The organism is Enterococcus sp. S86.2, assembly GCF_059834485.2.
Genome location: NZ_CM206813.1, coordinates 2786385 through 2810157, shown reverse-complemented (window position 1 = coordinate 2810157; position 23773 = coordinate 2786385). Strand labels below are relative to the sequence as shown.

The following is a 23773-nucleotide window of genomic DNA, read 5'->3' as shown; positions in this document are numbered from 1 at the left end:
ATGGAATATCAAGCGGAGAGTTATGATGTTATTGTTGTTGGCGCGGGTCATGCGGGTAGTGAAGCGGCGTTAGCCAATGCGCGTATGGGCAATAAGACGCTGCTTTTGACGATTAATTTGGATATGGTGGCCTTTATGCCATGTAATCCTTCAGTCGGTGGTCCAGCAAAAGGTGTCGTGGTGCGGGAAATTGACGCGCTGGGCGGCGAAATGGGCAAGAACATCGATAAAACATATATTCAAATGCGGATGCTAAATACAGGTAAGGGCCCGGCAGTACGTGCATTGCGGGCACAAGCAGATAAACATGCATATGCACAAGAAATGAAGCATACAATTGAGCAAGCAGAAAATTTAACCCTGCGTCAAGGAATGGCAGAAAAATTGATCGTTGAAGATGGTGTTTGTAAAGGCGTAATCACCAATACAGGTGCACGTTACAGCGCAAAAGCGGTTATTATTACAGCCGGTACAGCTTTAAGAGGTGAAATTATTATTGGGGAATTAAAATATTCTTCTGGTCCGAATAATTCACAACCATCAGTTGGACTTGCCAATAGCTTAAAAGAATTAGGTTTTGAAATTGCCCGATTTAAAACAGGGACACCACCACGGGTCAAATCTGGATCAATTGATTATACGCAAACAGAAATCCAACCTGGAGACAAAGAAGCCAATCACTTTAGTTATTCAACGCCGGATAGTGCCTATAAACAAGATCAAGAACCTTGTTGGTTGACTTACACAAGTCCTAAAACCCACGAGATTATTCGCGATAATTTACATCGCGCGCCAATGTTTACCGGGATTGTAGAAGGTGTAGGGGCGAGATATTGTCCGTCAATTGAAGATAAGATTGTGCGTTTTGCAGACAAAGAACGTCACCAACTTTTCTTGGAACCAGAAGGCTTAAATACAGAAGAAGTTTACGTGCAGGGCTTATCTACTTCAATGCCAGAAGATGTGCAAGTTTTAATGTTGCGTTCGATTGCGGGACTGCAAAATGTCGAAATGATGCGGACAGGTTATGCGATTGAATACGATGTGGTCGTGCCACATCAATTGCGTCCAACTTTGGAAACAAAATTAATTGAAAATCTTTATACGGCAGGACAAACCAATGGTACTTCTGGTTATGAAGAAGCTGCCGGCCAAGGCTTGATTGCCGGAATTAACGCAGGCTTAAAGGTTCAAGGTAAAGAACCATTGATTTTAAAACGCAGCGATGGTTATATCGGTGTGATGATTGACGACTTAGTTACAAAAGGCACTCAAGAACCCTACCGCTTATTAACCAGCCGCGCGGAATATCGCTTGATTTTGCGCCATGACAATGCCGATTTGCGTCTAACACAAATGGGCCATGAAATTGGGTTAGTAAAAGAAGCACAATACCAAGCTTACTTAGCCAAAAAAGAAGCGGTTGAAAATGAAATTGCCCGTTTAATGAAAATCCGGATTAAACCGACGGCTGAAGTTCAAGCCTTTTTAGAAACAAAGGGTGCAGCACAATTGAAAGATGGTGTTTTAGCCAATGAATTTTTACGCCGTCCGGAAATTAGCTACGCTGAATTATTACAATTTATCCCTGCTGACGAGAATCTTTCCCCAAAAGAGATCGAACAAGTTGAAATTCAAATCAAATACGAAGGCTATATCAAAAAAGCCTTAGAAAAAGTTGAAAAATTAAAACGGATGGAAGCCAAAAAAATTCCAACCAACATTGATTATGCGGCCATTAATGGTCTTGCGACAGAAGCGCGTCAAAAATTAACCAAGATTCAACCCGAAACCATTGCCCAAGCGAGCCGCATTAGTGGTGTTAATCCTGCTGACTTGAGTATTTTAATGGTTTACATTGAACAAGGTAGAATTGCTAAAGTTGCGAATTAGTTTGCTTATACAAATTTTAAAAATTTTTTAAACAGTCTGAAATTTTTTTCGGGCTGTTTTTTTTTGCCTAAATTTCGATTAGGACGCGTTTTGTTAAATTTGTTTTTTTATTATGAAATAAAATAACGAGCCATTTTAGTGCGATTGAAATAATTTTAATTTGAAAATGATGATAAAATAATGATATAGTTAAAAAGAAGTGATAATAAAATGAATTAAGGTGTAGAAAATGAAGAATTTAAAAAGACGAACGTTTCATTTTGGTATGATGATTTGTTTGTTATTATCCGTTGTCAGCGTAAATAAATCTGATTTTGCTCAAGCAGTATCAGCAAAGCAAGACCGAAAAAAGACGGAGACGTTTGCGCCGAAAAATTCTAATCAAGAATTCATTAACCAACAGGGAAGTTCTAGAGACTCTCATGTTTTGAATGGGAATAATGAAGCGGGTTCTTTGTTGCAAAGTACAAAAACAAATGAACCCAAAATTAAAGAAGAAAATAATCAGGAGTCGATTTTGTCATATGCACCGCTTCAAGTGAAGGATGCTTTTTTGAATCGTCGGGGAATTGATCAGGGCACTGGCGTTGGTGTCGGCGCGCAGCAGGCTGCGATTCCTTTACAAGTAAAGCGATACTTGGACGAGGAAAAAGTAGAGGGGCGACGTGTTTTTAATGCTGCGGCTCTTGGTGGAAGTAAAGAAAATGAAAGGGAAATTGAAAGTGCGCTTGCCACACCTTTTGAAGCGGCGGATACAGTTAGTGACACGCTTAATTTAACGCGATTTCGTAAACAAACCTATTTCAATCACTATCGCGCAGGTATGGCGCAATCCCAGAATACGGTGGATTTTAGTCAGGGAAATAGTGGCACAGTTTTTAATGCGTATCTGTATATGGCGGAATATACAGAAGGTTTGACCTTTTTTATGCGACCACAACGCCAAATTTCCTCAGCTGATTATTACGATTATCAAGGCGCAGATTCGACAAAGTATGAAGTGCAAGGGTTAGGCGCCTATTATCATGGTTCAAAAGAAAATCCGGAACAAAAAAATCGCGTTACTGGTATCCAAGATGCCATGCTAGTTGCTTTTGATAACTGGTCCAATGACGGACACACGCACTTAGGATCTGATTCATCTTTAGCCAATAGTGAAACGAAGGGGAAATCCCATTTATCGGTTTATAACAGCAATAAACCCCATGTTTTTAAACCGGAATTAGCCAATGAAAATCGCAATGGTGCTGCTCAACGTTGGGCAGTTTATGCCGGAAATGGCTACTTTAATAAAAAATGGTTTAAATTCAGTTTAGCCAATATTAGAGCCCATTACGCTACGATTAGTATTCAATTGCTTACGGCGACGACAGAAGAAAATCTGGCTAGTTTTGATGTTGATTTACGCCATTATATTGATGGCTACAATGAACAGCAGCCGCCTCAATTAGTTTGGGGTTTTACTGCGACGATGGATACTTCACTACAAAATACTAACAAGCAGTTTTTAAACAAAAACATGATTTTCTTTTCCGATTTTAAAAATCCTAATCACACCATGACCGGAATTTTGCAGCAAGATGCATTTTTAAAAACGGATTTAACTACCTCGCTGGCAAACAAATTGGTAAAAAAAGAAGATGTTTTACAACAAGAGGTCACTTTCAAGCATACCAGCGGTAATCTGCCCTTTGAAAAAAACGGGGTAGAAATTGCCGGCACATACCAGAATGGCCAGTTTTATCCGCAACAAAAAATTGTTGTACAACCCAAAGAAAAACTGACATTACGTTATGACACAAAAATCAAGGCAGTACCTGAGGGAACTACGATCACTAAAATTCCGAAATTAAAAGGAAGCTATCAAGTAGAAGGCAACACGATGCAGGTACAGTTTACGACCGAAGCGTTGCAATATACCGTGACAGAAGATACGCCACCGGTGATTGCTTGGGATGAAAAATTAAATCAGTTCACCAAAATTCGTCAGTTTGATTTTACTAGTCCCAACTTAAAGACTCCGCTGAATTTTTATTTAAAAGATGAAGTGAAAAAAAATGAGACGCTAAAAGTCCAGTTGGCTAAAAAAGAGGGGAAAGAAGAGTCGGTCATTTGGACCAAAATGATCGCCAACAACAGCGAAATAAAACAGCAGACCTTACTTGCCGCAGAGCTTGTTGAACATGTGCAATCAGATAGCGAGTATAGTCTACAAGTTATTGAATGTGATGCCAGCGGTAAAACGCTCCCCCTTGTTTCCAACAAGATTTATTTGCAAACAAAATATACACCAGAGCTGCGCTTTACTTATGTCAGTGATCAGCTTCATTGGCAGGTCCCGTTAAAAGCCCAGGCTGAAATTTTGTCGCACCAGAGTAAAGAAAATTTACGCATCGAAATTTTAGATACACGCCCGCAAAATAAAAGGAGCAATTGGTATCTTACTTTGCAGCTGATGCCAGCAGAAGATTTTATTGGTCAGTACAGTTTCATTTGGAGAGACGACGATGAACAAGAACTAAATCGTCCCAATGCGCCGATTCAGATAAATGCGGCAAATTTTCAAACGGAAGACAATTATTTGAGTCAACGGGAATATGCCAAAGAAGAAGGGCTACTGCTCAAAACCAATCCCCTTCAAATGCAAGTAAAACCAGAGCTTAATCAAATAAAAGTCCAGTGGCAGCTACATGATGTCCCGATAGTGGAGTAGGAGGAAAATGGTGAAAAGAATATGCTTTTTAGTGCTAGTCTGCGGCCTATTTCCAGTGCGTGCTTTAGGGGCAGAAATAACCTATGATCAAGATCAAAAAACGATACCCTTGGAATTATATCAAGAAAAAACCAACGCAAATATAAATGATTTAACTTCAAAAAAAGACAATCCGCTGATTTTTATGCCAAAAACAGGAGAAGTTTTACAAATGGGGCTATCTTTTGTGGGGACGCTACTAGTTGGCGGCACAGTTTTATCTTATCAAAGGAGGCGTAAAGATGCGTAAATGCTGGCTTTATTTAGTTGGCTTGCTCGTGTTTGGCAGCCTCTTTATCCGGCCGCCGACAGGATTGGCCGCAAGTAATTTGATTATTGAAGTAATGGAGCAAGACTTGCAATTACAAATGGTAAAGCCGCCAGATTTTGGCCGGCATAAAATACGCAAGGAGCGCTTTACGATCACTTCCAAGACGGATTTAGTGATTCAAATTACAGATAGTCGTTACAGCAAACAAGCAGGTTGGCAGCTGCTTTATCAATTCCAACCTTTCAAAAAAGAAGCACAGTATCTAGCAAAAGACGTCTACTATCAGTTAGGGACAGGCAAATTACGAAAAAAAAATCAACAACAGTGGCAAGTTAGTTCCCAGTTTCAAAGCCAACCCTTTAAAACAAGGCAGCAACAAGCAGGAAATACAATTGTGAAAAAGACTGGCGAAACAGATCAAGGAGCGATTTCTTATGAATATCGGGTCAAAAAAGAAGACATTCAGCTAACAATTTCTCCTGACGCTGCCGCTGGTTTATACAAGGCCACTCAAATTATTGTCTTACAAAATGTACCAACCATATAAAAAGGAGCGAAATAAAGATGAAAAAATTTTTAGCAGCAGGTTTAATGACAATGACACTATTAAGTTGTGGGAATTCGGCATTTGCCAAGGTGGAAAGCGATACAAAAGGTAGTACCGATTTGAATATTACCGTTTTAGCCAATGAAAATCCGGAATTGCAACAACTAAAATTAATCAATGTTCCCGACCGTTTTGAACAAACAACCACCCTTAATGCTACCGGGAATTACACAGTAGACTTTACCGATCAAAATATTAAAGATGACAGCGATAGTGCGATCAAGAAAGTTTTCAAAAATAATTACGTTGTTTTTAATGATACGCCAAGTGTTTCATGGAATTTAAAAGCTTCTTTAAACAAAGATAAAGTTGATGAAGCTGGTAAAACCAATATTGCGACTGGCAATAAAGCGGTGACGATTACCAAATTTACAGTCGAAGGCAAAAAGATTTATGGTGCCGGTGCGGATGGCGACATTATTTTTTCTAGTCAAGATGTGACAGAAAAAGCCGGTTTCCTAATGAAAAAATTTGAAAGCGGCGCAATGGAATTCAAAGATCATGATTTCCAATTAAAACAAGGGGATAAAATTGACGTAGAAAATTTGGTACTCTTCACGCTAACGGCTTTGCCGGAAGTTGCGGAGTAATTTAGGAGGCAATAATGAAAAAAAGCGGCTGGATTTTGGTATGTTTAACTTTTGTATTCTTATTTTTAGGGCCAACAGCGCAGGCGAGTGGCAATGTAGAATTTAGCATTCGTGGTATCTTACCGGAAAATCAAATTGATAAAGAGCAAACTTATTTTGATTTGTTATTAAAGCCTGGTGCAAAACAAGAAATCAAAATCGCAATAAAAAACGATGCTGCTGTAGCTCAAAAATTTGTGGTAAATATTAATCAAGCCACCACCAATAGCAGTGGTCAAATTGATTACAGTAGTAAAAAGGCGCCATCTGCTGCAACGATATATCCAATTGAAGATGTCGTTCAAGCTCCCAAAACCGTAACCGTACCACCACAAAGTGAAATACAAGTGCCACTTTCTGTAACCATGCCAACAGAAAAATTCGCTGGTCGAATTATGGCGGGGATTCAAGTTTTAAAATTGATTGAAGAAGATGGGGCAGCTGTCACGAGTCAATTTGGCTATATTCTGGGATTGCAGCTGCGCAATACTTTAACACAAGTGAAGCGAGAGCTGAAAATTACCAATCCTAAAGCCGCTATTTCCTTTGGCGAGACAGCTTTTAGTGTGAACGTGGAAAATATGACCTTGGACGCGATTGGCAAGATGACCTACACCGGTAAAATTACAGAAGCGGGTAAAAAAACAGCGCTGCAAAAAATAAACTGGGAAAATCGTTCCATGGCACCTAACTCAAATTTTGATTTGGTCTTTGCAATGAACGATCAAGAAATTAAACCAGGCGCCTATCAGCTTCACTTACAAGTAACCGACGGCAAAGGCAATGTTTGGCAAGTAAACGAGTCTTTTACAGTGAGCAGTAAAAACGCCAAAGAAGTTAACAGTGCGATTATTCCGGTGGCAGCTAGTTCTCAGACACCGCCATGGCTGTATGGGCTAGTCGGTGCGTTGGCAGCGTTATTAGTTTTAGTAAGTGGTGTTTTACTAAAATCCCGCCGCCCGCAGGCTAAGGCCATCAAAGAATTAAACAGCTAAAAATATCTTTTAAAGTGGTAGCGGTGTTGACAAGTCAGCACCGCTACCATTTTTTAGAAAAAAAAGACCGGCAAAATGAAAGGCGGTAGCAAAAAAAGTTAGTTTTGTCGTCTAACTTTTTGCTACTTTCACCATTTCTGCCAAGTCTTTTTACTATTTTACTTGTTTTCCGTTGAAGTAACTGGCCGAAACCGGAATTTTACGGGCGACAAATTCTGCCGTAGAGTCAGCGTTTACTAAAGTGAAATTAGCTGCCATCCCCACTTTAAGCCAGCCGTCTAAAGCCAGTGCTTTTTGGCCGGTTACAAGTTCCAAACTTTCGGTTAATTCTTCTTGTGATAGTTGGTCAAAAATTTCAGCATAGCGATTTAATTTATCCATCACATCACCATTGCCAAAAGGTGACCAGCAATCATAGATGTTATCGCAGCCAATAAAGGTTTTGACACCGGCAGCTTTTAGTTTGGTTAATGGTGGAATAACAAAATTTAAAGGAATGCTGGAAATAATCGTAATCCCATTTTCTGCTAAGGCACTAAAAAGTTCATCTTGTTCTGTATCAGCTAAGTCTCTTAAACCATAAGCGTGACTAATCGTTACTTTATTTTGCCAGTTTGCTTCTTTGGTCAGCTCCAACAATTTAGAAAAGAATGCCCGCGCATTATCACCGCGTTCGTGAATGTGTAAATCCATGGGCACATTAAATTGAGTGGCTAATTCAAAAGTTTGATTTAAAGAAAGAGCTAAGTTTTGGTCAAGGGAGACCGGATCGACCCCGCCAACTAAAGTAGCACCATTGCGCAGCGCTGTTTTCATCTCATCATAGGCATCAGATAAAAGCAGACCATGCTGCGGAAAAGCAACCAATTCATAATCCAATTTATCAGTATACGCACTTAAAACTTTTTGCGCAGATTCCAAGTAGCGTTGGCCAACCTTGGGATGAATGTCGATGTGGGAGCGAAAATGAGTTACACCATGAGCCAGCTCTAATTCAATTAAGTTTTTCATGCGCTCTTCAAAAGATAAAGGCGCACTTTCTAAATATTCAAATTCTTTGGTAAAACGCTGCACCAAGCTATCAGCTGGTTCAACGGGATACCAAGGAATCCCTAATTTACTTTTATCAAAATGCACATGCATTTCGCGTAACTGCGGTAGGACTAAAGCATTTTTACCATCAATTATGGCGCTGTTAGGATCAAAAGATTCCTCTGAATCACTAACAGCAGTAATCACACCATCTTCAAAAGTAATCGCTACTTTTTTGGTCTTGGTTCCATAAGTGAAACCAGCGTTTTTTAGATAATCTGTTTCAATTCTGACGTTCTGAAGTACAGTTTTCATAATACACCTCGCTTATTTTTCATAAGGGTACTCCAAAGACAAATAAAAAGCGAATTTTTGCTTTCAGATGTTTTTTTACGCCGCAAAAAAGAGGTAAGCAAGCAAATGTTTCACATGAAACTTTTTTGTCACATTTTTTGTTACAATAAAAAATTGATTTTACAGCAGTAGACATGAAAAAAAGCTTAAGGCGTAACAGTCAGGTTATGGCTTATTTTCATCTTCAGCGGCTGCTTGCAGCTTTTGCCTTAAAGTGGTCATTTTTTCGTTGGCTTCTTCAAATAAGGCGGGAATTTGCTTAAGTAATTGGCTAGTGACACCCAGTGCATCTTGCGTTGCATGAGACGTTAAGACAGTGGTGCTGGCGGCAAAATTTTTGGACAGCTCACGAACGATCGCCTGTGTTTTAGCCATGACTTCTGGCGGCAAAGCGCTGGCGGAATAAGAGGCAAACAGTGTACTGGTAGCCGTAATCGTAGCGCTGTATTGTAGCACCCACGTGAATAAATACTGTAAATCAACTTCTGAAATCGTGTTATTATAAATAGCAGTCAAAGTCGTTAAAATTGGTGCGGTAACAGAAGCTGGCACAAGTTTAGTTAAAGAAAGATTTTTAACTGCCAGTTGCGGGTTTTGCGCTAAATCAAAACGGTAGCATAAATAAAGCAATTCTTGGATGCTGCTGGCAACAAAAGCCCCAGTTTTTTTATCCGCTTGATAAATTTTGGTTTCAGCGAATGTTTTTAATAAGTCGGTGCCACATTTTAAAGCAGAAGGAGCGACATAAAGGCGAAAATAGGAGCTCTCACTGGTAAGAATACCGTCTAAAATTGATTTTTGTATTTTGGTACTAGTAAACTCGGCGTTAAAGTCCGCTTCTTTTAGCTGATTTAATTTTTTTACAGCGTCTTTTTTTACCCGTGCCGTTAAGACGGCTTGTTTATTATCCGCTTGAAAACCAACCTGGGCAAAATAATGCAGGGAAAAAAAGTTATTTTGGTAGAGGCATTCATTTAAATCAGCTAACAAAATCTCGTTACCTGCATTTTGAATAAGCCAAGAGGTTAGCGTTTGTTTTAATAATTCTGCTTGCGTGGGTTCTTTTTTAAAAAAAGCCATGGGCTTACCTCCTTGTCTGATTTTTTATGATGCTTCTATTTTAGTCGAAAAAGCTGTTAATTAACAAATGATTCACTAAGAGCATTTTGCAAGTGGTATAATGATTGCAATCACGTTGGGGTTTTAGGTTTGGCTGGTAACAGGAGGTGGGCAAATTCGTTGGCAGATTATCAAATGGAAAAAACGTTAGGCAAATGCTTTCGGACAACGAAAGAAAGTTTTACTGGTAGTGTCAGGATTTTTGGCAGCTGGTATGATTATAGAGTGGTTGCAGGTTTGCCGGCAGTTGGGGATATGTTAGAAGTTATCGACTACACCCCTAATGCACTATTGGTAAAAGTGAACAATACATTATACGAAAGTGATGTGAATTACATTGGCAATTTTTAGTATCTTTTTTGTTATCTTATTGATTGGTTTAATTATTTTAATTTTGTCGCAAATGATTATTATCGTCGAGCAAGGGGAAGTCAAAGTCGTTGAAAGCTTTGGGAAGTATGTGAAATCGCTTGATCCGGGTTTACATTTTTTGATCCCCGTTTTGTACAACGTCAAGCAGCGGGTTTCTTTAAAACAAATTCCGATTCAAATTGATCCGCAAAGCGTAATCACAAAAGACAATGTTATCGTTGAAATTGATGAAGCGATTAAATATCACGTAACCGACGTCCGTGCTTTTGTGTACGATAACCAAAATTCTGTAGTTTCCATGATCCAAGATTGTCAGTCTAATTTACGGGGTATCATTGGGAAAATGGATTTAAACGAAGTCTTAAATGGGACCGAAGAAATCAATGTGGCGCTATTTGAAAGTGTCAAAGATATTACGGCGGGCTACGGCTTGTCCATTGACCGCATTAATATTGGGGAAATTTCAGTTTCCGATGAAATCGTGAATTCCATGAACAAGCTCATCACAGCTAGCCGCGACAAAGAATCCTTGATCACAATTTCAGAAGGTAAAAAACAATCTGTCATTTTGGACTCTGAAGCCAAAGCCTCTGAGATGGAAATTGATGCCGCCGCGCGGGCCAAGCAAACCAAAATTGATGCCACTGCCAGAGCGGAGCGCATTAAAATCGATGCCGCCGCTGAAGCCGAACGCATTCGCGTCGTAACAGAAGCTGAAAAACAACGTATTAAAGAGATCAACCAAGCCATCCAAGAAAGTGAATTGGATGAAAAAATGTTATCTTATTTAGGCATTGAAGCCTTTAAACACGTGGTGGAAAATAATCACAATACGGTTATCCTACCAAGTAACTTAACGGAAATCGGCAATATTCCAGCCATTAAACAAGTTTGGGACGCAACCGATAAAAAATAAAGCAAAAAAGTGATGATACGTTTGGGTATCATCACTTTTTTTGTTTCACACTTATTTAAGCTTGTAAATCCCGATGGAGCTGAATGGTATTTTTGGCCCAATTTATTTTGTCTAAGCGATAAGGAAAATCACCGGATACGGTGTAACTTCCTGGGGTGGGAACATTTATTTTTTGCATGCGGGCGTTGCCTTTGGCCAAATAACCTGTACCAAGTTTTAACATATCTCGTAAGCCGAGATTGCTTTTGGTGTGCTCTTTGACTGTACCAAAGTTTTGCGTAATAGCGCTAAGACTGGGCGTGACGGTCTTCCATTTCATAAAACGAATCAAATCTTCCTGACGGCTAAAAACGTCAAAAGACTTATCTTCGTCAATTTGATAGCTAATATAGGCATCAATTTCTGTCAAAGATAACTTTTGCGGACCTAATAAAAATTTTTGGCCGTTTTTTAAAGCGGTAAAATCTTTTTCAACTGTAATCGTTAAGGTACCATCTGTATCCAGACCGGCTTCTTTAATCGCGGTTAATCCCTCTTCTTTTTTCAAGATGAAGTATTTTGTTACCGACTGAGAAAATGCAACCGAGAAGTATTTTAAAAAATCAGTGATCGAATTTTTAACATACAATTCTCCCAAGGTAATGTTGTGGAGCATGATTTCAGGACTAACGCGCCATAAAGAACCCTTATCCTGCAAATCATAAACAAAAAAAGTTGAAAAAATACCGTCATCAAAAATAAATAAAACTTTCATGGGCTTCCTCCTTATACAGTGCAATTTATTAAAATTCCGTCTTAATGCTCAAAAGCCAAACTCTTGAAAAATTTGAAGAACAATTTATCAAGAGTTCAGCTTATTGCTTGAGAGCTGACCAAGTTTCTAAAGCTTTTCTAATTGTCTAGCTTCATGGACCAACTCTGCGGGAAAAATTCAAAAATTCGCTTCTGGTAAGGAACACCAGAAGTCAAATTTCCGACATTTTTCCACAGAGCTAACCGGTACATTCCACTTTTCTACATGTCTAGCTTTAGAAACTAACTTCCTACGGCAATAAGTCAAAATTTCAAGAAATTTGAAGAACAATTTATTAAAATTCCGTCTTATTGCTTGGAAGTTAAACGAGTTTCTAAAGCTTTTCTAATTGTCTAGCTTTATGAACTAACTCTCGGCAACAATAAGCCAAACTCTTGAGAAATTTGAAGAACAATTTATCAAGAGTTCAGCTTATTGCTTGAGAGCTGACCAAGTTCCTAAAGCTTTTCTAATTGTCTAGCTTCATGTACCAACTCTGCGGGAAAAATTCAAAAATTCGCTTCTGGTAAGGAACACCAGAAGTCAAATTTCCGACATTTTTCCACAGAGCTAACCGGTACATTACACTTTTCTACATGTCTAGCTTTAGAAACTAACTTCCTACGGCAATAAGTCAAAATTTCAAGAAATTTGAAGAACAATTTATTAAAATTCCGTCTTATTGCTTGGAAGTTAAACGAGTTTCTAAAGCTTTTCTATTTCTACTCTATCAATTTTTTTCTTTTTTGACTACCGGCGTAGGGCCGTTGCTTTTTTTAGAAAATGCGGGTATGATAACGAAGATTAGAACAAGGTGGTGGTCACATGATACGATTTGTATCTTCTGTACGCACAATTGGCTGGCAGTTAGACTGATGGCGCAGTTGTGACTTTCTTCTGCGCATCAGCGGTTTGGAGAAAGGAAAATCTTATGAATTTAGAACCTTATCAATTTTTTGCTTTAGCAAAAGACATCGACGATTTGATTAATGTCTATCAATCCGTCAATGACAAACAAACAGTCAACGCCGTACAGGCTTTAACAACTGAAAAAATTAATACCATTTTGCCGGAAGATTCTGAAAAAAAAGCAGCATTGGTGCAATTTATTTTAAATCCACATTTGACAAAAGCCGCAGCTGAACGTTATTTAAACGAATTAAAAGAACAAGTGACGCCTTTTGTTGCGCCAAGTGCTAAACAAGTGGAAAAAGTCTTTCGCAAGACGAAAAAATTGCGTTTACCAAATTTTGACGCGATGGATTTAAAAGAGCACACCTATATTGGCTGGAATGATCCGGGGCAGCAGCAAAAATTTATGCTGTATTATGAAAATGGTGCCCTAAAAGGGTTAAAAGGCAATTTTTCTAGTAATATTTTGAAAAATGTTTGTTCCATTTGTCATAAAACCAGTGAAGTGGCGCTATTTTTAGCCACGACTAAAAAAGGCGGCGACGGTACGTATACCAAACGTGGTAACTATATTTGCGTCGACAGCGACAAATGCAATCATCAACTTTATGATAAGCAACAGTTGCTAGATTTTGCTAACAAAGTAAAATAAAATTTCAGTTTACAATTTATAAATTTTAAAAGACAGAAGGGAAATCCTTCTGTCTTTTTATTAGCCTTTTAGCTGGTTTCACTGTAAAAAAGTGGTAGCAATAACTTAAATTTATCCGCTAGACCATTTTCATAGATTCACACGCCCGCTTTTTAAACTTCGGACATTTCTTCATCAAAAGTGCGGGGATCTTTTTTCTTTTTGGTAAAAAAGGCGATCATCAAGAGATTGCTGATTAGAAATAACCCGATAAAATGCGCCACTTAATTCGATTGGATACGTTCCACCAGAACTTGCCAATTGAATGATCATAAAGATAAGCATTAAAAATGAACCAAGTTTTCCTAATAATAAATTGAACAACGTGACGATCGACATAAAGGTCAGGGAAACGAGGATGCTAAACAAAATCACTTTGACTGGCTGTAAGACAGTCATACCTAAAAAGACGGTCAAGACGAAATACACCATTAAAGCTTGAAAAATTCCGACAGTGCCTAAAATCGAGGCTTTACTTGCCCACCATGCGATACCACTTGTCGGTTTTTTCTTTGGTGTAAACGTATCAAACAGCAAGTTAAATGTAATGGTTCCAATGAATAAGGCGACAGACATCATGTAAGGCGCCATTGCCGTCCCATTATTTGCTACTGAGTCAAAATCTTGGTGAATAGTGCTTACAGGCTTGGCCATGGCATCAGCTGAAACTTTCTGCGTGTTGATTTCTTTTATTTTATCAGCACCACTAGCCAATTGATTGCTCACTTCCTTTAGCCCACTTCCGACTTTTCCTAAAGATTGCTGTACTTGTTTTTCACCTGTAGCAAGTTGGAAACTGCCTGTTGAAATTTGTTGTGCGCCACTGTCTAATTTTTGCGCACCTGAAATTATGCTGCCGCCATTTGCTGCTAGTTGTCCAGTTCCATTCACTAATTGTAAGGAACCATTTTGTAAAGCAGACACGCCACTACGCAAAGTAGGCAGTTTTTGCTGTACTTGATTTAAGCCAGCTGTTAGTTGGTTTGAACCATGGGTAAGCGTGGCTGATTGTTGCTGCAAGCGCTCAGTTCCACTAGCCAATTGTTTTGCGCCTTGGGCTAATTGATTGACCCCGCCACTTAGAACAGGAACTTTTTGTTGTAAATTAGAGAGCCCGTTTGTTAGATTTCCAGCGCCCTGATTAATTGTTTGTCCTTGTGCTGCTAATTTTGTGGCACCTTGTGTGAGCTGTTCACTGCCAGTTGCTAATTGCTGAATACTTTTCGTGAGAGTTGGCATATTTTTATTTAATGCTGCTGTACCTTGGTCAATTGCTTGGATGCCTGGAACAACTTGATTGGCAATATCGTAAAGTCCCTGCACAGATTTATTAATTCCGTTACTAGCAGTAGCGCTGACTTGGGTCAATTGATTTGCACCAGTTTTCAAGTCAGCTATTTGCGTAACAGGAATTTGTTGGACGGCGGCAAGGCCACTTGTTAGTTTTTCTAAAGCTTGTTTTTGAGCTGTTAGTGAAGCAAAAAGTGGTGTCGTATCGATTGAAAGCTGATTTGCGGCCTGCAAAGTTTGGCTATCTTGTTGTTGCATCGTTGTTAAGACCAAGTCCTTTTGTTCTTGGGATAAAGTCACACCTTTTGTGGCTAAGGCAGCAACGATGGCATTTGCATTGGTTGCTAAATCTGTTTGGTAGTTGGCGCTAAGATTCTGTTTTGTCGTTTCGATTTGCTGATTAATTCCAGCAACATTTTCTGATACGCTATTTAATTGATTAGAGAGTTCTGTTACAAGGTCTGTGACCTGTGCAATATTTTCTAGACCGCTTAAATCAGTTGTGGCCAATGTTTGAGCAACTTGTGTAAGATAGCTTTTCACGCTATTTGTATAATTTAAAAGCTGATTTTTTTCTGCCACTGACATTTGCACAGCACTTAAGCTAGCTGATATTTTTTTAGTTCCTTCGTTTAAAGCTTTTACTTGTTGAGGCAGTTGTTTCGTTTTTGAAGCTAAACTCTGCAGTCCCGCTGAAATTTGCTGTGTGCTGTCACTGACGGATTGTACGCCATTTGTGTATTGACCTAATCCGTTTTGCAACGTTTGCGATCCAGTGCCTAATTGCCCCACACCTGTCGTTAAACTGGGAATATTTGTAGCAAATTGATTGATTCCGCGGGTTAGCTTTTTAGATCCCTTTGTAACAGTGCCGACACCATTTGTATATTGTAAAACGCCGGTGGCAAGCTTTTTAGAACCATCGGTCAGTTGACTGATCCCACCGGTTAGTTCCGGCACTTTACCCGCTAAAGTCGCAATGCCGAGATTAAGTTTTTTAGCGCCGGTATCAACTTTTTTAGCGCCGGTGACATATTGTTGCAGACTTTTATTTAATGTGTGGCTTCCATCAGAAAATTTTAGTGAACTAGCAGCTAGTTTTGTTAAATTATCTGAAAGTGTCTGGCTGGCAGTATTTAACTTGTCGGTTCCTGCTGCTAATTTTTTGCCGCCTGCTGCTGCGCTTTGCATACCAGTGCCGGCTTTGCCAAATTGTGAAAGCAATGTTTCGCTATACATTTGGGTTACTTGACTGGATACTTGATTTTTTATTTGGGTCATCGCGGAATCTGACATTTTAGCCCCAGTCAAATTAGTACCCTGAGAGGTTTGATACGTAATTTCCATATCCTTTGGCTGCTTAGTTAAGATTGTCGTTGCATTTTTGGAAAAGTTTGCCGGAATCGTCACGATCATATAATATTTTCCTTTTTCAATTCCCTTTTGTCCCTGTTCTTTGGAGACAAAATGAAAGTCTAATGCGTGTGTTTGTTTTAATTTAGTGGTTAAATTTTTACCAATGGCGAGTTGTTTGCCTTGATAGACAATTGGTTGATCTTGATTAACCACCGCAACGGGCAAATGATCAAGATTTCCGTAAGGATTCCACAGTCCACCTAAAAAGATGAGGTTGTATAATGCTGGGATCAAGCCAATTATCCCCAAGACGATTAAAAGAAATTTATTTTTGATTAACGCGCGCCATTCTTGTTTTATCATAATTTTGCCTTCTTCCCGATTTAATTCTGCTCACAACAAAAGCAAAACAACAACGTGTTGATTTGTGAACTTGGAAATTATATAATCGAGTAGAAAGATAGTCAACCAACAGATTTTTAGCTTTTGTCGATTTGAGAGGAAGAATACGATGGCAGAACAAAATTTAAAAAAAAAGCAAACAAAGAAAAAAATTTATCAAGCATTGATTAAATTGTCTAAAACAAAATTTATTCGAGATGTGACGGTTTCAGAGTTGTGTCGCACAGCTGCAATCAATCGCTCAACTTTTTATTTACATTATCAAGATATTGATGATCTGATTTTGGAGTTAGGGGAAGGCAATATTCACTTTTTCGTCGAAAGTGTCAAAGATAAGAAACTTTCTCCAAGTACAATCGATTTATCTGGTAATCAAACTGTTTTTATCGATTATAAAGATCTCGTCGAAACAATCAAACATGCCGAAAATGAAAAAGAAGTTGTGATGATGCTCTTAGGCAAACATGGCGATCCGCATTTTGCTACCGAGTTAAAAAATGCCATTCGTGATCTGCTGTCGTATTTTCTGCAAGATTATTACCCGCAGCTAAAAAGTAAGTTTCCCAATGTACCAGATGATTATTTAGCCATTATTCTCTTTGATACGTCTGCTGAAATCATTTTGTACTGGATGGAAAAAGGCATGCAAGAAACACCAGAAAAAATCAGTGAAATCATTTCCGCTGCCCGTATTGTAGGACCAATAAGCCTTTTGTAAAGCGATTTAAACAAGAAAAACAATAAAAAAGCAGGGATAATTAGCTGCCTTAGGGTTATTTAAGGCTGGCAGATTGTTTCGTTGTCATAAGCCACATTAATTAGCAGACAGCTCATTTTAGCTATATTTAGCACTAGAATATCTGCTATACTAAAAAGAAATTGATCGTAGGGGAGAAAAAATGAAAAATACTACCAGTGAAATTATTGGACAAAGTGATGGGCCAACAGATATTTTAGTGCCGGGGTCAAATTTTATTGTGCCCGTCATAGTTGCTGTAATTATCGCAGTTGTGGTGATCGGTTTTATGCTTTATCGGAGGAAGAAATAAGCGAATACATAAGCAAAAATTGCACCAATAATATTTTTAAACTGTCGAAGGTTCCGCTAAAAAAGCAGGTTCGACAGTTTTTTTATTTGTGTTTACCCCGTAAAACCCCGAACATTTCCGCTACATTTTGACAAAAAAAATCATCAATGGGTGGAAAGTCAGTTAAAAACCTGTTAAAATGGCAAAATATTCAGATTATTGAAAAAATAAAAAGGTTGTTGTTTTCGTCGGTGAAAAAGTAAAATCGTCACAAGTTAGTGGAAAGTTTGAGGGTTTATCGTTAAAAGGGGGAATGAAATGGATAAGGTGTTAGTAAAAATTAACGATATTATTTGGGGAGCGCCCATGATTTTATTGATTTTGGGGATTGGGCTGATTTTGACGGTTGGTTGCCGTTTTATTCAGCTAAAAAAATTGCCCTTGGCGTTGAAATTCATGGTGCAAGATGAAGAGGACGGCAAAGGGGATGTTTCGAGTTTCCAAGCGTTGTGTACAGCGCTATCTGCTACTATCGGTACAGGAAATATCGTCGGAGTGGCAACAGCGATTGTTGCCGGCGGTCCTGGGGCGTTGTTTTGGTTGGAATTAGCAGGTCTTTTGGGAATGGCAACGAAATACGCAGAAGGATTACTAGCCGTGAAGTACCGCTCTTTTGATACGGACGAAAAAGCATTAGGCGGCCCTTTTTACTACATCGAAAAAGGGTTAGGGAAAAAATGGCGGCCACTTGGCAAGGCCTTTGCCTTATTTGGTATTTTAGCGGGGCTGTTAGGTATTGGTACTTTAACGCAAATTAACGGCATTACTTCTGCTGCTGAAACTTTTTTTGATCCTGATAAAAATCACAGCTTACAATTATTTGGCAACAATTATTCTTGGGCGATGATTATTTCGGGGTTGTTGGTCACAATTTGTGTCGCCGGTGTTTTAATTGGTGGGGTCAAGCGCATTGCCAAAGTTTCAGAAATTATTGTCCCGGCAATGATCGTTTTATATGTGAGTTTATGTCTGTGGCTGATTATTTTAAATGCGGACAAATTACCTGGTGTGATTATTTTGATCTTCCGCAGCGCCTTTGGTTTTGAGGCAGCTGCCGGCGGAGCATTAGGGGCGATGATGATCGCTATGCAAAAAGGAATTGCCCGGGGAATATTTTCCAATGAATCTGGTCTAGGCAGTGCGCCGATTGCCGCAGCTGCCGCGCGGACCAAAGAACCTGTGCGACAAGGCTTGGTTTCTATGACCGGTACATTTATCGATACGATTATTGTTTGTAATATGACCGGCATGGCGATTATTTTAACAGATGCATGGAAAATAGGAAAAGATGGCGCGGCAGTCACCATTTACGCCTTTAGCCAGGCGTTGCCGATCTCTGAGGCGGTTGTTTCTTTCTTGTTGATGATTTGTTTAATGTTCTTTGCTTTTACGACGATTTTGGGCTGGAATTATTATTCAGAGCGTTGTTTGGCATATCTCTTTAATACGAATAAATTTGCTAATCCTTTTAAAGTTTTATACGTGGCAGCTGTTTTTATTGGCCCCTATTTGACCGTTTCAGCGGTTTGGACACTGGCAGATATTTGTAACGGCTTGATGGCTTTTCCAAATATCATCGCGCTGATTTTTTTAAGCCCGGTGGTCGTCAAAGAAACCCGCCAATTTTTTGCCACTAAAAAAGCAGCAACACCGCTTTTGGCACCTGAACTTTCTTTGGATGAAGATTGAAATCAAGTTAAAAAAACACCTTCTTAAAGAAGAGGGTGTTTTTTTAATTGTCGGCAAAGCAAAAAAATTTCACCAGAATAAATTGTTTTATTACAGGTTGGTAAAATCAATTTTACAAATGGACCTTCCAAAAAATAAGGGAAAATTACCCAAAACTTGCGATACAATTAAAAAAATCTCCCGCTTATTTTTGCGAGCTGAGGGCAGTTTGCGTATCTTTTGGTATACTGGAGAAAAAGGGCAGGGAGGTCAGATGATGTCTGTAAAAAATCGAATGGAAAAATTCAAACAGTATGGCGAAAGCCTGCCACAAGCCAAAGTCTATTTTCGCCAAGATTGGGGCGTTTATTATTTTGATATTATGGGGAAAATGTTTGGCATGATGAGTCCTGAACAAACAGAAAAAGCCATTATCACGTTAAAGAATGATCCTGCTAAAAATGAAGAGTTACGGGAGCTTTATCCCGACGTGATCATTCCTGGCTATTATGCTAATAAAAAACATTGGAATTCCATTTATTTGGCAAGTCCAGCCTTAACTGATGAGGAAATTAGCAATATGATTGCCGCTTCTTACCAGCTTGTCGTCAGTAAATTATCCCAAAAAATACAAGTGGAAATTGAAAAAAAAGATAAAGAATAAAAAACTTTCTAGCAAAATGGTGCCCAGATCCCATTGGCTAGAAAGTTTTTTATTTTAAAGATTGAATTGGAACAGGCAATAGGCCATGTAAAAGGAAAAACAGCTACAAAACAGCCGGAAAAGGGCACTTATTTTTGCAAATGCAATGATTTTAAGGTCTTTTTCAGCCGGGAAAATAATTACCCGTAACGAATTGTCTGGGTGTTCTTGTAAATAATTTTCCCAAAATGCCTGTGATTTTCTGCGATTAGGTAAAATAAGTGTGATTATTGCCATTAAAAATAGCACCAGGCCAATCCCAAAATAAAACCCTGAAGTAGAAGGGGTGAATGCAATGACGCAGGTTATACCAAAAACCAAAAACAGCACCAGATACAAAGCAACTATGATTTTGCTATTAAGCGAACTAGCAGAATAGATGCGATAATAACTGAGCAGGTTCGCCCTGCGAAAGGCTAAATCTTTTTTCGATAAGTCAGGATAGGTCTTTTTTACAATTTTATTTTTTCGTTTTGTCGCAGAAGAGGTGAGTAATCTTTCAATGAAAATTAAAAGCACTGCTAGGCAGACACTAAATAAATAGGCTCCAACTATGATGGGAGAGTCAAAAATTGGCACGTTATTACCTCAAATCTGATAGGATATTTTTTAATTTATAGCTTCTAGCATGACGTCTTGTTGTTCGTTGGCTACATTACCAGCATAGTTTGGCGTAAGTAGTGAGAGGCCGCCTTGATTATTGGCAATCAAATACAAGGTATTATTTAAATACTGTCCTGAACCTTTTGCCAAAGTTAATTGTGTATTTACTTTAACGGTTCGGATTGTATTATCAGCATGGGAAAAAACACGGATTTCTTTTGTTGGAATTGTTGTGACGTTTGCTTCGTATTGATTTTTAGTAGCATCAAAGGTAACGGTGGTCGTCGTTTTATTTGTCGCAATAGTAATAGCCGGTGGCACATTCATACCTTTTAAATTAAAGGTAACTGGTGTCGCAAATTGTGTAACATCCACGCCATAACTCGCGGCATTTTCGTTAGCTTCAACTGTCTCACTCGAGCTAGTATTTGTACTAGCGACAGCTGTTTGCTGTGTTGAAGATTGCGTTTGTGTTTTCGTTGAAGAAGAAGTTACTACTTGGGAACTTTCGGAGCTATCGTTATTTTTTGTTGAACTCATAGAAATTGTAGAATCGCTTTTTTTGTTATTTTGACCACTGGCACAACCAGCTAGCATGAAAAGTGTTAAAGAAGTGATAGCAGTGAGTGCCAAGATTTTTTTAAACATGAAATACCATCCTTTTGTTTATTAATATTGCCAAAGAACTTTGATAAGTAAAACAATAATAAAAATTTATTAATTACAATTGGCGTTCCTTATTTTAGAACAATTAGATTAAAAAAGATGTCATAAATTAAAAATATTTCCTTATAAAAACATAATGATTATATAAGTATGTTGTTATTATAAAAAAATAGAAATTTTGAAAATTTGAATACAAAGTGTTTTATAACCAATTAAGTTATGGGTTTGTTCCCTAGGTTAATTGCTTTTGATACTGCAAAGGAGCACAGCCAACGGTTTTTTTAAAAACATGATGGAAGGTTTTGACGTTGGCAAAGCCAGCTTTAGCCGCGACATCACTCATGGGCAAATGTTCTGTAGCTAGTAAAAACTTGGCCTGCTCGATGCGATATTCTTTCAAATACTGAGAAAAGGGCAGTCCCACCTTTTGTTTAAAAAAGCGGGAAAAGTATGTTTGACTAAAGCCCACCTGTTTAGCTGCAGCCGCTAACGTGATAGGAGAGTCAAAATTAGCTTCAACATATTCAAAAATTTGATCCAATAATTCGAGGGTTTCACGACTTTTCAGATTTTCTTTAGCAGTATTTTGTTTTACATTCGGTTTTTTCGGCAGTTGATATAAGGCATAAATAAATTGCGTCAAAAGCCCCGTCACACCATATTGCCAGCCCTCGTGCCTTGTTTCTTGACAGTCAAAAATCTCCCGCAACAGGTGATTCAGATTTTTTTGTGCCAAAAGGGGCCACTGCTGGCTGTAATTGGGCGCTTCATCAAAAAGCTGGAGTAAGGTGCGATCGGAGGTGACGAGATTGTTTTGCTCATAAAAAAAACGCAGATCAAACTGAAAAACAATACGCTTACTATCCGGGGAAGCAAGAAAAAAGTGGGGCTCGCCACTGGGAAAGAAAAAAATCTCCCCTTCTGCCAATTCAAAAATCTCCCCAAAGGCCCCCAATTTCACTGTCCCCGTCAAACAATAAATCACTTCAATTTCTTTATGCCAATGGGGATAGACGATTTCCCAACCATCATTAATAAACGTCCGAAAAGGAAAAGCACTATGCAATTCTGGTATTTCAAGATACAAACTCATAATTTTCTCCCGCTTTTTTAAAATTTTGACTATTCGAATTTCTGATATTTTTGAAAAAGAGCTAAATGCTACCTTTCGTTTTTCTAGATTCAGCTGCAAAAACGAGCTCTCTGGGACAATAAGTTAAAATTTCGAGAAATTTGAAGAGCAATTTATCAAAATTCCATCTTATTGCTTGTGAGCTAAACGCGTTTTTGAAGCTTTTCTTTTTAATCTAGCTCCGCAAACTAGTCTTTCAAGAAATAAGGCGAACTTTTCAAAAATTTGAAAAACAATTTTCGCAAATTCCGCGCTTATTTTTTAAAGACTGGCAAGTTTGCTCCGCTTTTTATTTTAGTATACTTTATTTATTTTTTTTAAAAGATAAAATGTGGGAATTTTTAGTTACGGATGCGGGAAGAATTTTGTGTGGTTGTTTTTTATAATGAAGAAAATAAAACGTTTCCAACAAAGGAGAAATAATTATGAGTTTAAAAGTTGGCATTATTGGCTGTGGTGGGATTGCTGAGGGTAAGCATTTACCCGCTTTAGCTAAAATTCAGGAAGTTGAGCTAGTTGCTTTTTGTGATTTGATAAAAGAGCGCGCAGAAAAAAACTGTGAAAAATATGGGAGTGAAACGGCCCAAGTCTTTACGGATTATAACGAGATGTTGGCTTTTTCTGATTTGGATTTAGTGCACGTTTTGACGCCAAATAATTCTCATGCCCCTATTTCAGTAGCGGCGATGGAAGCCGGGTGTCATGTAATGTGTGAAAAACCGATGGCTAAAACTGCCGCACAGGCAAAGGAAATGGTGGCAGCGGCAAAAAAGACTGGGAAAAAGTTGACGATCGGCTATCAAAATCGCTTTCGTAAGGATGCCCAATATTTGCAAGAAATTTGTACAGAAGGAGAATTGGGAGAAATTTATTTTGGGAAAGCTCATGCAATTCGCCGGCGGGCTGTCCCGACTTGGGGCGTTTTTCTAGATGAAAAAGCACAAGGTGGCGGACCTTTAATTGATATTGGAACCCATGCTTTGGATTTGACTTTGTGGATGATGGATAATTATGAACCAAAATTTGTCGTGGGTACGGCCTATCGTAAATTAGCGGAGCTTGAAAATGCGGCAAATGCGTGGGGCGCTTGGGATCCACAAAAATATAAAGTGGAAGACAGCGCATTTGGTTTTATCACCATGAAAAATGGGGCCACCATTTTCTTAGAAGCAAGCTGGGCGTTAAATTCTTTGGATGTTAAAGAGGCAAAGACAACATTGTGTGGCACAAAAGCTGGCGCAGATATGAATGATGGGCTAACTATTAATGGTGAGGATCACAGCACGTTGTATGAAAAGAAAATTGAATTGGAGCCAGGTGGCGTTGATTTTTACAATGGTGCCGCAGATGATCCCGCATATAACGAAGCAAGAGCGTGGATCGATGCCATTTTAAATGACACAGCACCTTTAGTAAAACCTGAACAGGCTTTAGTCGTCACTGAAATTTTAGAAGCAATGTATGAATCTTCGGCGACAGGAGAACCTGTTTATTTTGAACAATAATTTATAACTTTACCAAATTAAAAG

General features: G+C 38.7%; 21 protein-coding genes. 14 read left to right on the top strand and 7 right to left on the bottom strand.

The features are described from left to right. The 6 genes from mnmG (at position 1) to AC6R0T_RS13360 (ending at position 7147) form a co-directional block, all read left to right on the top strand. A complete protein-coding gene (gene mnmG, locus AC6R0T_RS13385) occupies positions 1 to 1893 on the top strand; it encodes a tRNA uridine-5-carboxymethylaminomethyl(34) synthesis enzyme MnmG (protein WP_230709846.1) in 1893 nt (630 codons plus the stop codon). Between the two features lie 229 nt (positions 1894 to 2122). Further along, positions 2123 to 4606: a hypothetical protein gene (locus tag AC6R0T_RS13380; protein ID WP_303753654.1), complete on the top strand. Its 2484-nt coding sequence runs from the start codon at positions 2123 to 2125 to the stop codon at positions 4604 to 4606. A 10-nt stretch (positions 4607 to 4616) separates the two neighbouring features. Continuing rightward, positions 4617 to 4895 (top strand): LPXTG cell wall anchor domain-containing protein, encoded by a 279-nt coding sequence (locus AC6R0T_RS13375; protein WP_303753653.1) that lies wholly within the window; start codon positions 4617 to 4619, stop codon positions 4893 to 4895. Next, complete coding sequence (locus tag AC6R0T_RS13370; protein ID WP_303753652.1) at positions 4888 to 5463, top strand: WxL domain-containing protein; 576 nt, start codon at positions 4888 to 4890, stop codon at positions 5461 to 5463. The genes AC6R0T_RS13375 and AC6R0T_RS13370 overlap by 8 nt, the downstream gene beginning before the upstream one ends. Before the next feature lie 17 nt (positions 5464 to 5480). Next, the gene (locus tag AC6R0T_RS13365) at positions 5481 to 6113 is read left to right on the top strand and encodes a hypothetical protein (protein ID WP_303753651.1); all 633 of its coding nucleotides are present in this window, start codon (positions 5481 to 5483) and stop codon (positions 6111 to 6113) included. 14 nt (positions 6114 to 6127) lie between these two features. Further along, positions 6128 to 7147: a WxLIP family cell surface protein gene (locus AC6R0T_RS13360; protein WP_230709855.1), complete on the top strand. Its 1020-nt coding sequence runs from the start codon at positions 6128 to 6130 to the stop codon at positions 7145 to 7147. Positions 7148 to 7300: 153 nt separating this feature from the next. Here AC6R0T_RS13360 and AC6R0T_RS13355 read toward each other — a convergent pair whose 3' ends face one another. Then, the gene (locus tag AC6R0T_RS13355; RefSeq protein ID WP_303753650.1) at positions 7301 to 8494 is read right to left on the bottom strand and encodes an amidohydrolase family protein; all 1194 of its coding nucleotides are present in this window, start codon (positions 8492 to 8494) and stop codon (positions 7301 to 7303) included. 204 nt (positions 8495 to 8698) lie between these two features. Continuing rightward, positions 8699 to 9613 (bottom strand): hypothetical protein, encoded by a 915-nt coding sequence (locus tag AC6R0T_RS13350; RefSeq protein WP_303753649.1) that lies wholly within the window; start codon positions 9611 to 9613, stop codon positions 8699 to 8701. A gap of 174 nt (positions 9614 to 9787) precedes the next feature. On the opposite strand from AC6R0T_RS13350, the gene AC6R0T_RS13345 reads away from it, so the two are divergent. Together AC6R0T_RS13345 and AC6R0T_RS13340 are read left to right on the top strand one after the other, a co-directional pair. Further along, positions 9788 to 10003, top strand: coding sequence for a hypothetical protein (locus AC6R0T_RS13345; RefSeq protein ID WP_206903061.1), 216 nt, complete (start codon positions 9788 to 9790; stop codon positions 10001 to 10003). Between the two features lie 52 nt (positions 10004 to 10055). Continuing rightward, positions 10056 to 10940 (top strand): SPFH domain-containing protein, encoded by an 885-nt coding sequence (locus AC6R0T_RS13340; RefSeq protein ID WP_242595786.1) that lies wholly within the window; start codon positions 10056 to 10058, stop codon positions 10938 to 10940. A gap of 55 nt (positions 10941 to 10995) precedes the next feature. Here AC6R0T_RS13340 and AC6R0T_RS13335 read toward each other — a convergent pair whose 3' ends face one another. After that, the gene (locus AC6R0T_RS13335; RefSeq protein WP_303753648.1) at positions 10996 to 11694 is read right to left on the bottom strand and encodes an LCP family glycopolymer transferase; all 699 of its coding nucleotides are present in this window, start codon (positions 11692 to 11694) and stop codon (positions 10996 to 10998) included. 970 nt (positions 11695 to 12664) lie between these two features. Here AC6R0T_RS13335 and AC6R0T_RS13330 point away from each other — a divergent pair. Then, positions 12665 to 13297, top strand: coding sequence for a FusB/FusC family EF-G-binding protein (locus AC6R0T_RS13330; RefSeq protein ID WP_303753236.1), 633 nt, complete (start codon positions 12665 to 12667; stop codon positions 13295 to 13297). A 174-nt stretch (positions 13298 to 13471) separates the two neighbouring features. Here the strand turns inward: AC6R0T_RS13330 and AC6R0T_RS13325 are convergent, their stop codons facing one another. Next, complete coding sequence (locus AC6R0T_RS13325; protein WP_303753237.1) at positions 13472 to 16345, bottom strand: YhgE/Pip domain-containing protein; 2874 nt, start codon at positions 16343 to 16345, stop codon at positions 13472 to 13474. Positions 16346 to 16493: 148 nt separating this feature from the next. On the opposite strand from AC6R0T_RS13325, the gene AC6R0T_RS13320 reads away from it, so the two are divergent. The 4 genes from AC6R0T_RS13320 (at position 16494) to AC6R0T_RS13305 (ending at position 19804) form a co-directional block, all read left to right on the top strand. After that, positions 16494 to 17102 carry a TetR/AcrR family transcriptional regulator gene (locus AC6R0T_RS13320; protein ID WP_206902910.1) on the top strand — a complete coding sequence of 203 codons (609 nt, stop codon included), beginning with the start codon at positions 16494 to 16496 and terminating at the stop codon, positions 17100 to 17102. A gap of 181 nt (positions 17103 to 17283) precedes the next feature. Then, positions 17284 to 17433 (top strand): hypothetical protein, encoded by a 150-nt coding sequence (locus AC6R0T_RS13315; protein ID WP_230709868.1) that lies wholly within the window; start codon positions 17284 to 17286, stop codon positions 17431 to 17433. Between the two features lie 297 nt (positions 17434 to 17730). Next, positions 17731 to 19161 (top strand): alanine/glycine:cation symporter family protein, encoded by a 1431-nt coding sequence (locus AC6R0T_RS13310; RefSeq protein ID WP_303753238.1) that lies wholly within the window; start codon positions 17731 to 17733, stop codon positions 19159 to 19161. Between the two features lie 256 nt (positions 19162 to 19417). Then, positions 19418 to 19804: an MmcQ/YjbR family DNA-binding protein gene (locus AC6R0T_RS13305; RefSeq protein WP_303753239.1), complete on the top strand. Its 387-nt coding sequence runs from the start codon at positions 19418 to 19420 to the stop codon at positions 19802 to 19804. Between the two features lie 54 nt (positions 19805 to 19858). On the opposite strand, the gene AC6R0T_RS13300 is transcribed toward AC6R0T_RS13305, so the two are convergent. From AC6R0T_RS13300 to AC6R0T_RS13290, 3 genes are all read right to left on the bottom strand, one after another. After that, on the bottom strand, positions 19859 to 20422 hold the full coding sequence (locus AC6R0T_RS13300) for a hypothetical protein (protein ID WP_303753240.1): 564 nt from the start codon (positions 20420 to 20422) through the stop codon (positions 19859 to 19861). A 30-nt stretch (positions 20423 to 20452) separates the two neighbouring features. Next, positions 20453 to 21094 carry a hypothetical protein gene (locus tag AC6R0T_RS13295; protein WP_303753241.1) on the bottom strand — a complete coding sequence of 214 codons (642 nt, stop codon included), beginning with the start codon at positions 21092 to 21094 and terminating at the stop codon, positions 20453 to 20455. A gap of 250 nt (positions 21095 to 21344) precedes the next feature. Continuing rightward, positions 21345 to 22205, bottom strand: coding sequence for an AraC family transcriptional regulator (locus tag AC6R0T_RS13290; RefSeq protein ID WP_303753242.1), 861 nt, complete (start codon positions 22203 to 22205; stop codon positions 21345 to 21347). Positions 22206 to 22669: 464 nt separating this feature from the next. On the opposite strand from AC6R0T_RS13290, the gene AC6R0T_RS13285 reads away from it, so the two are divergent. Continuing rightward, a complete protein-coding gene (locus tag AC6R0T_RS13285) occupies positions 22670 to 23749 on the top strand; it encodes a Gfo/Idh/MocA family protein (protein ID WP_303753243.1) in 1080 nt (359 codons plus the stop codon). Positions 23750 to 23773 lie beyond the last annotated feature (24 nt).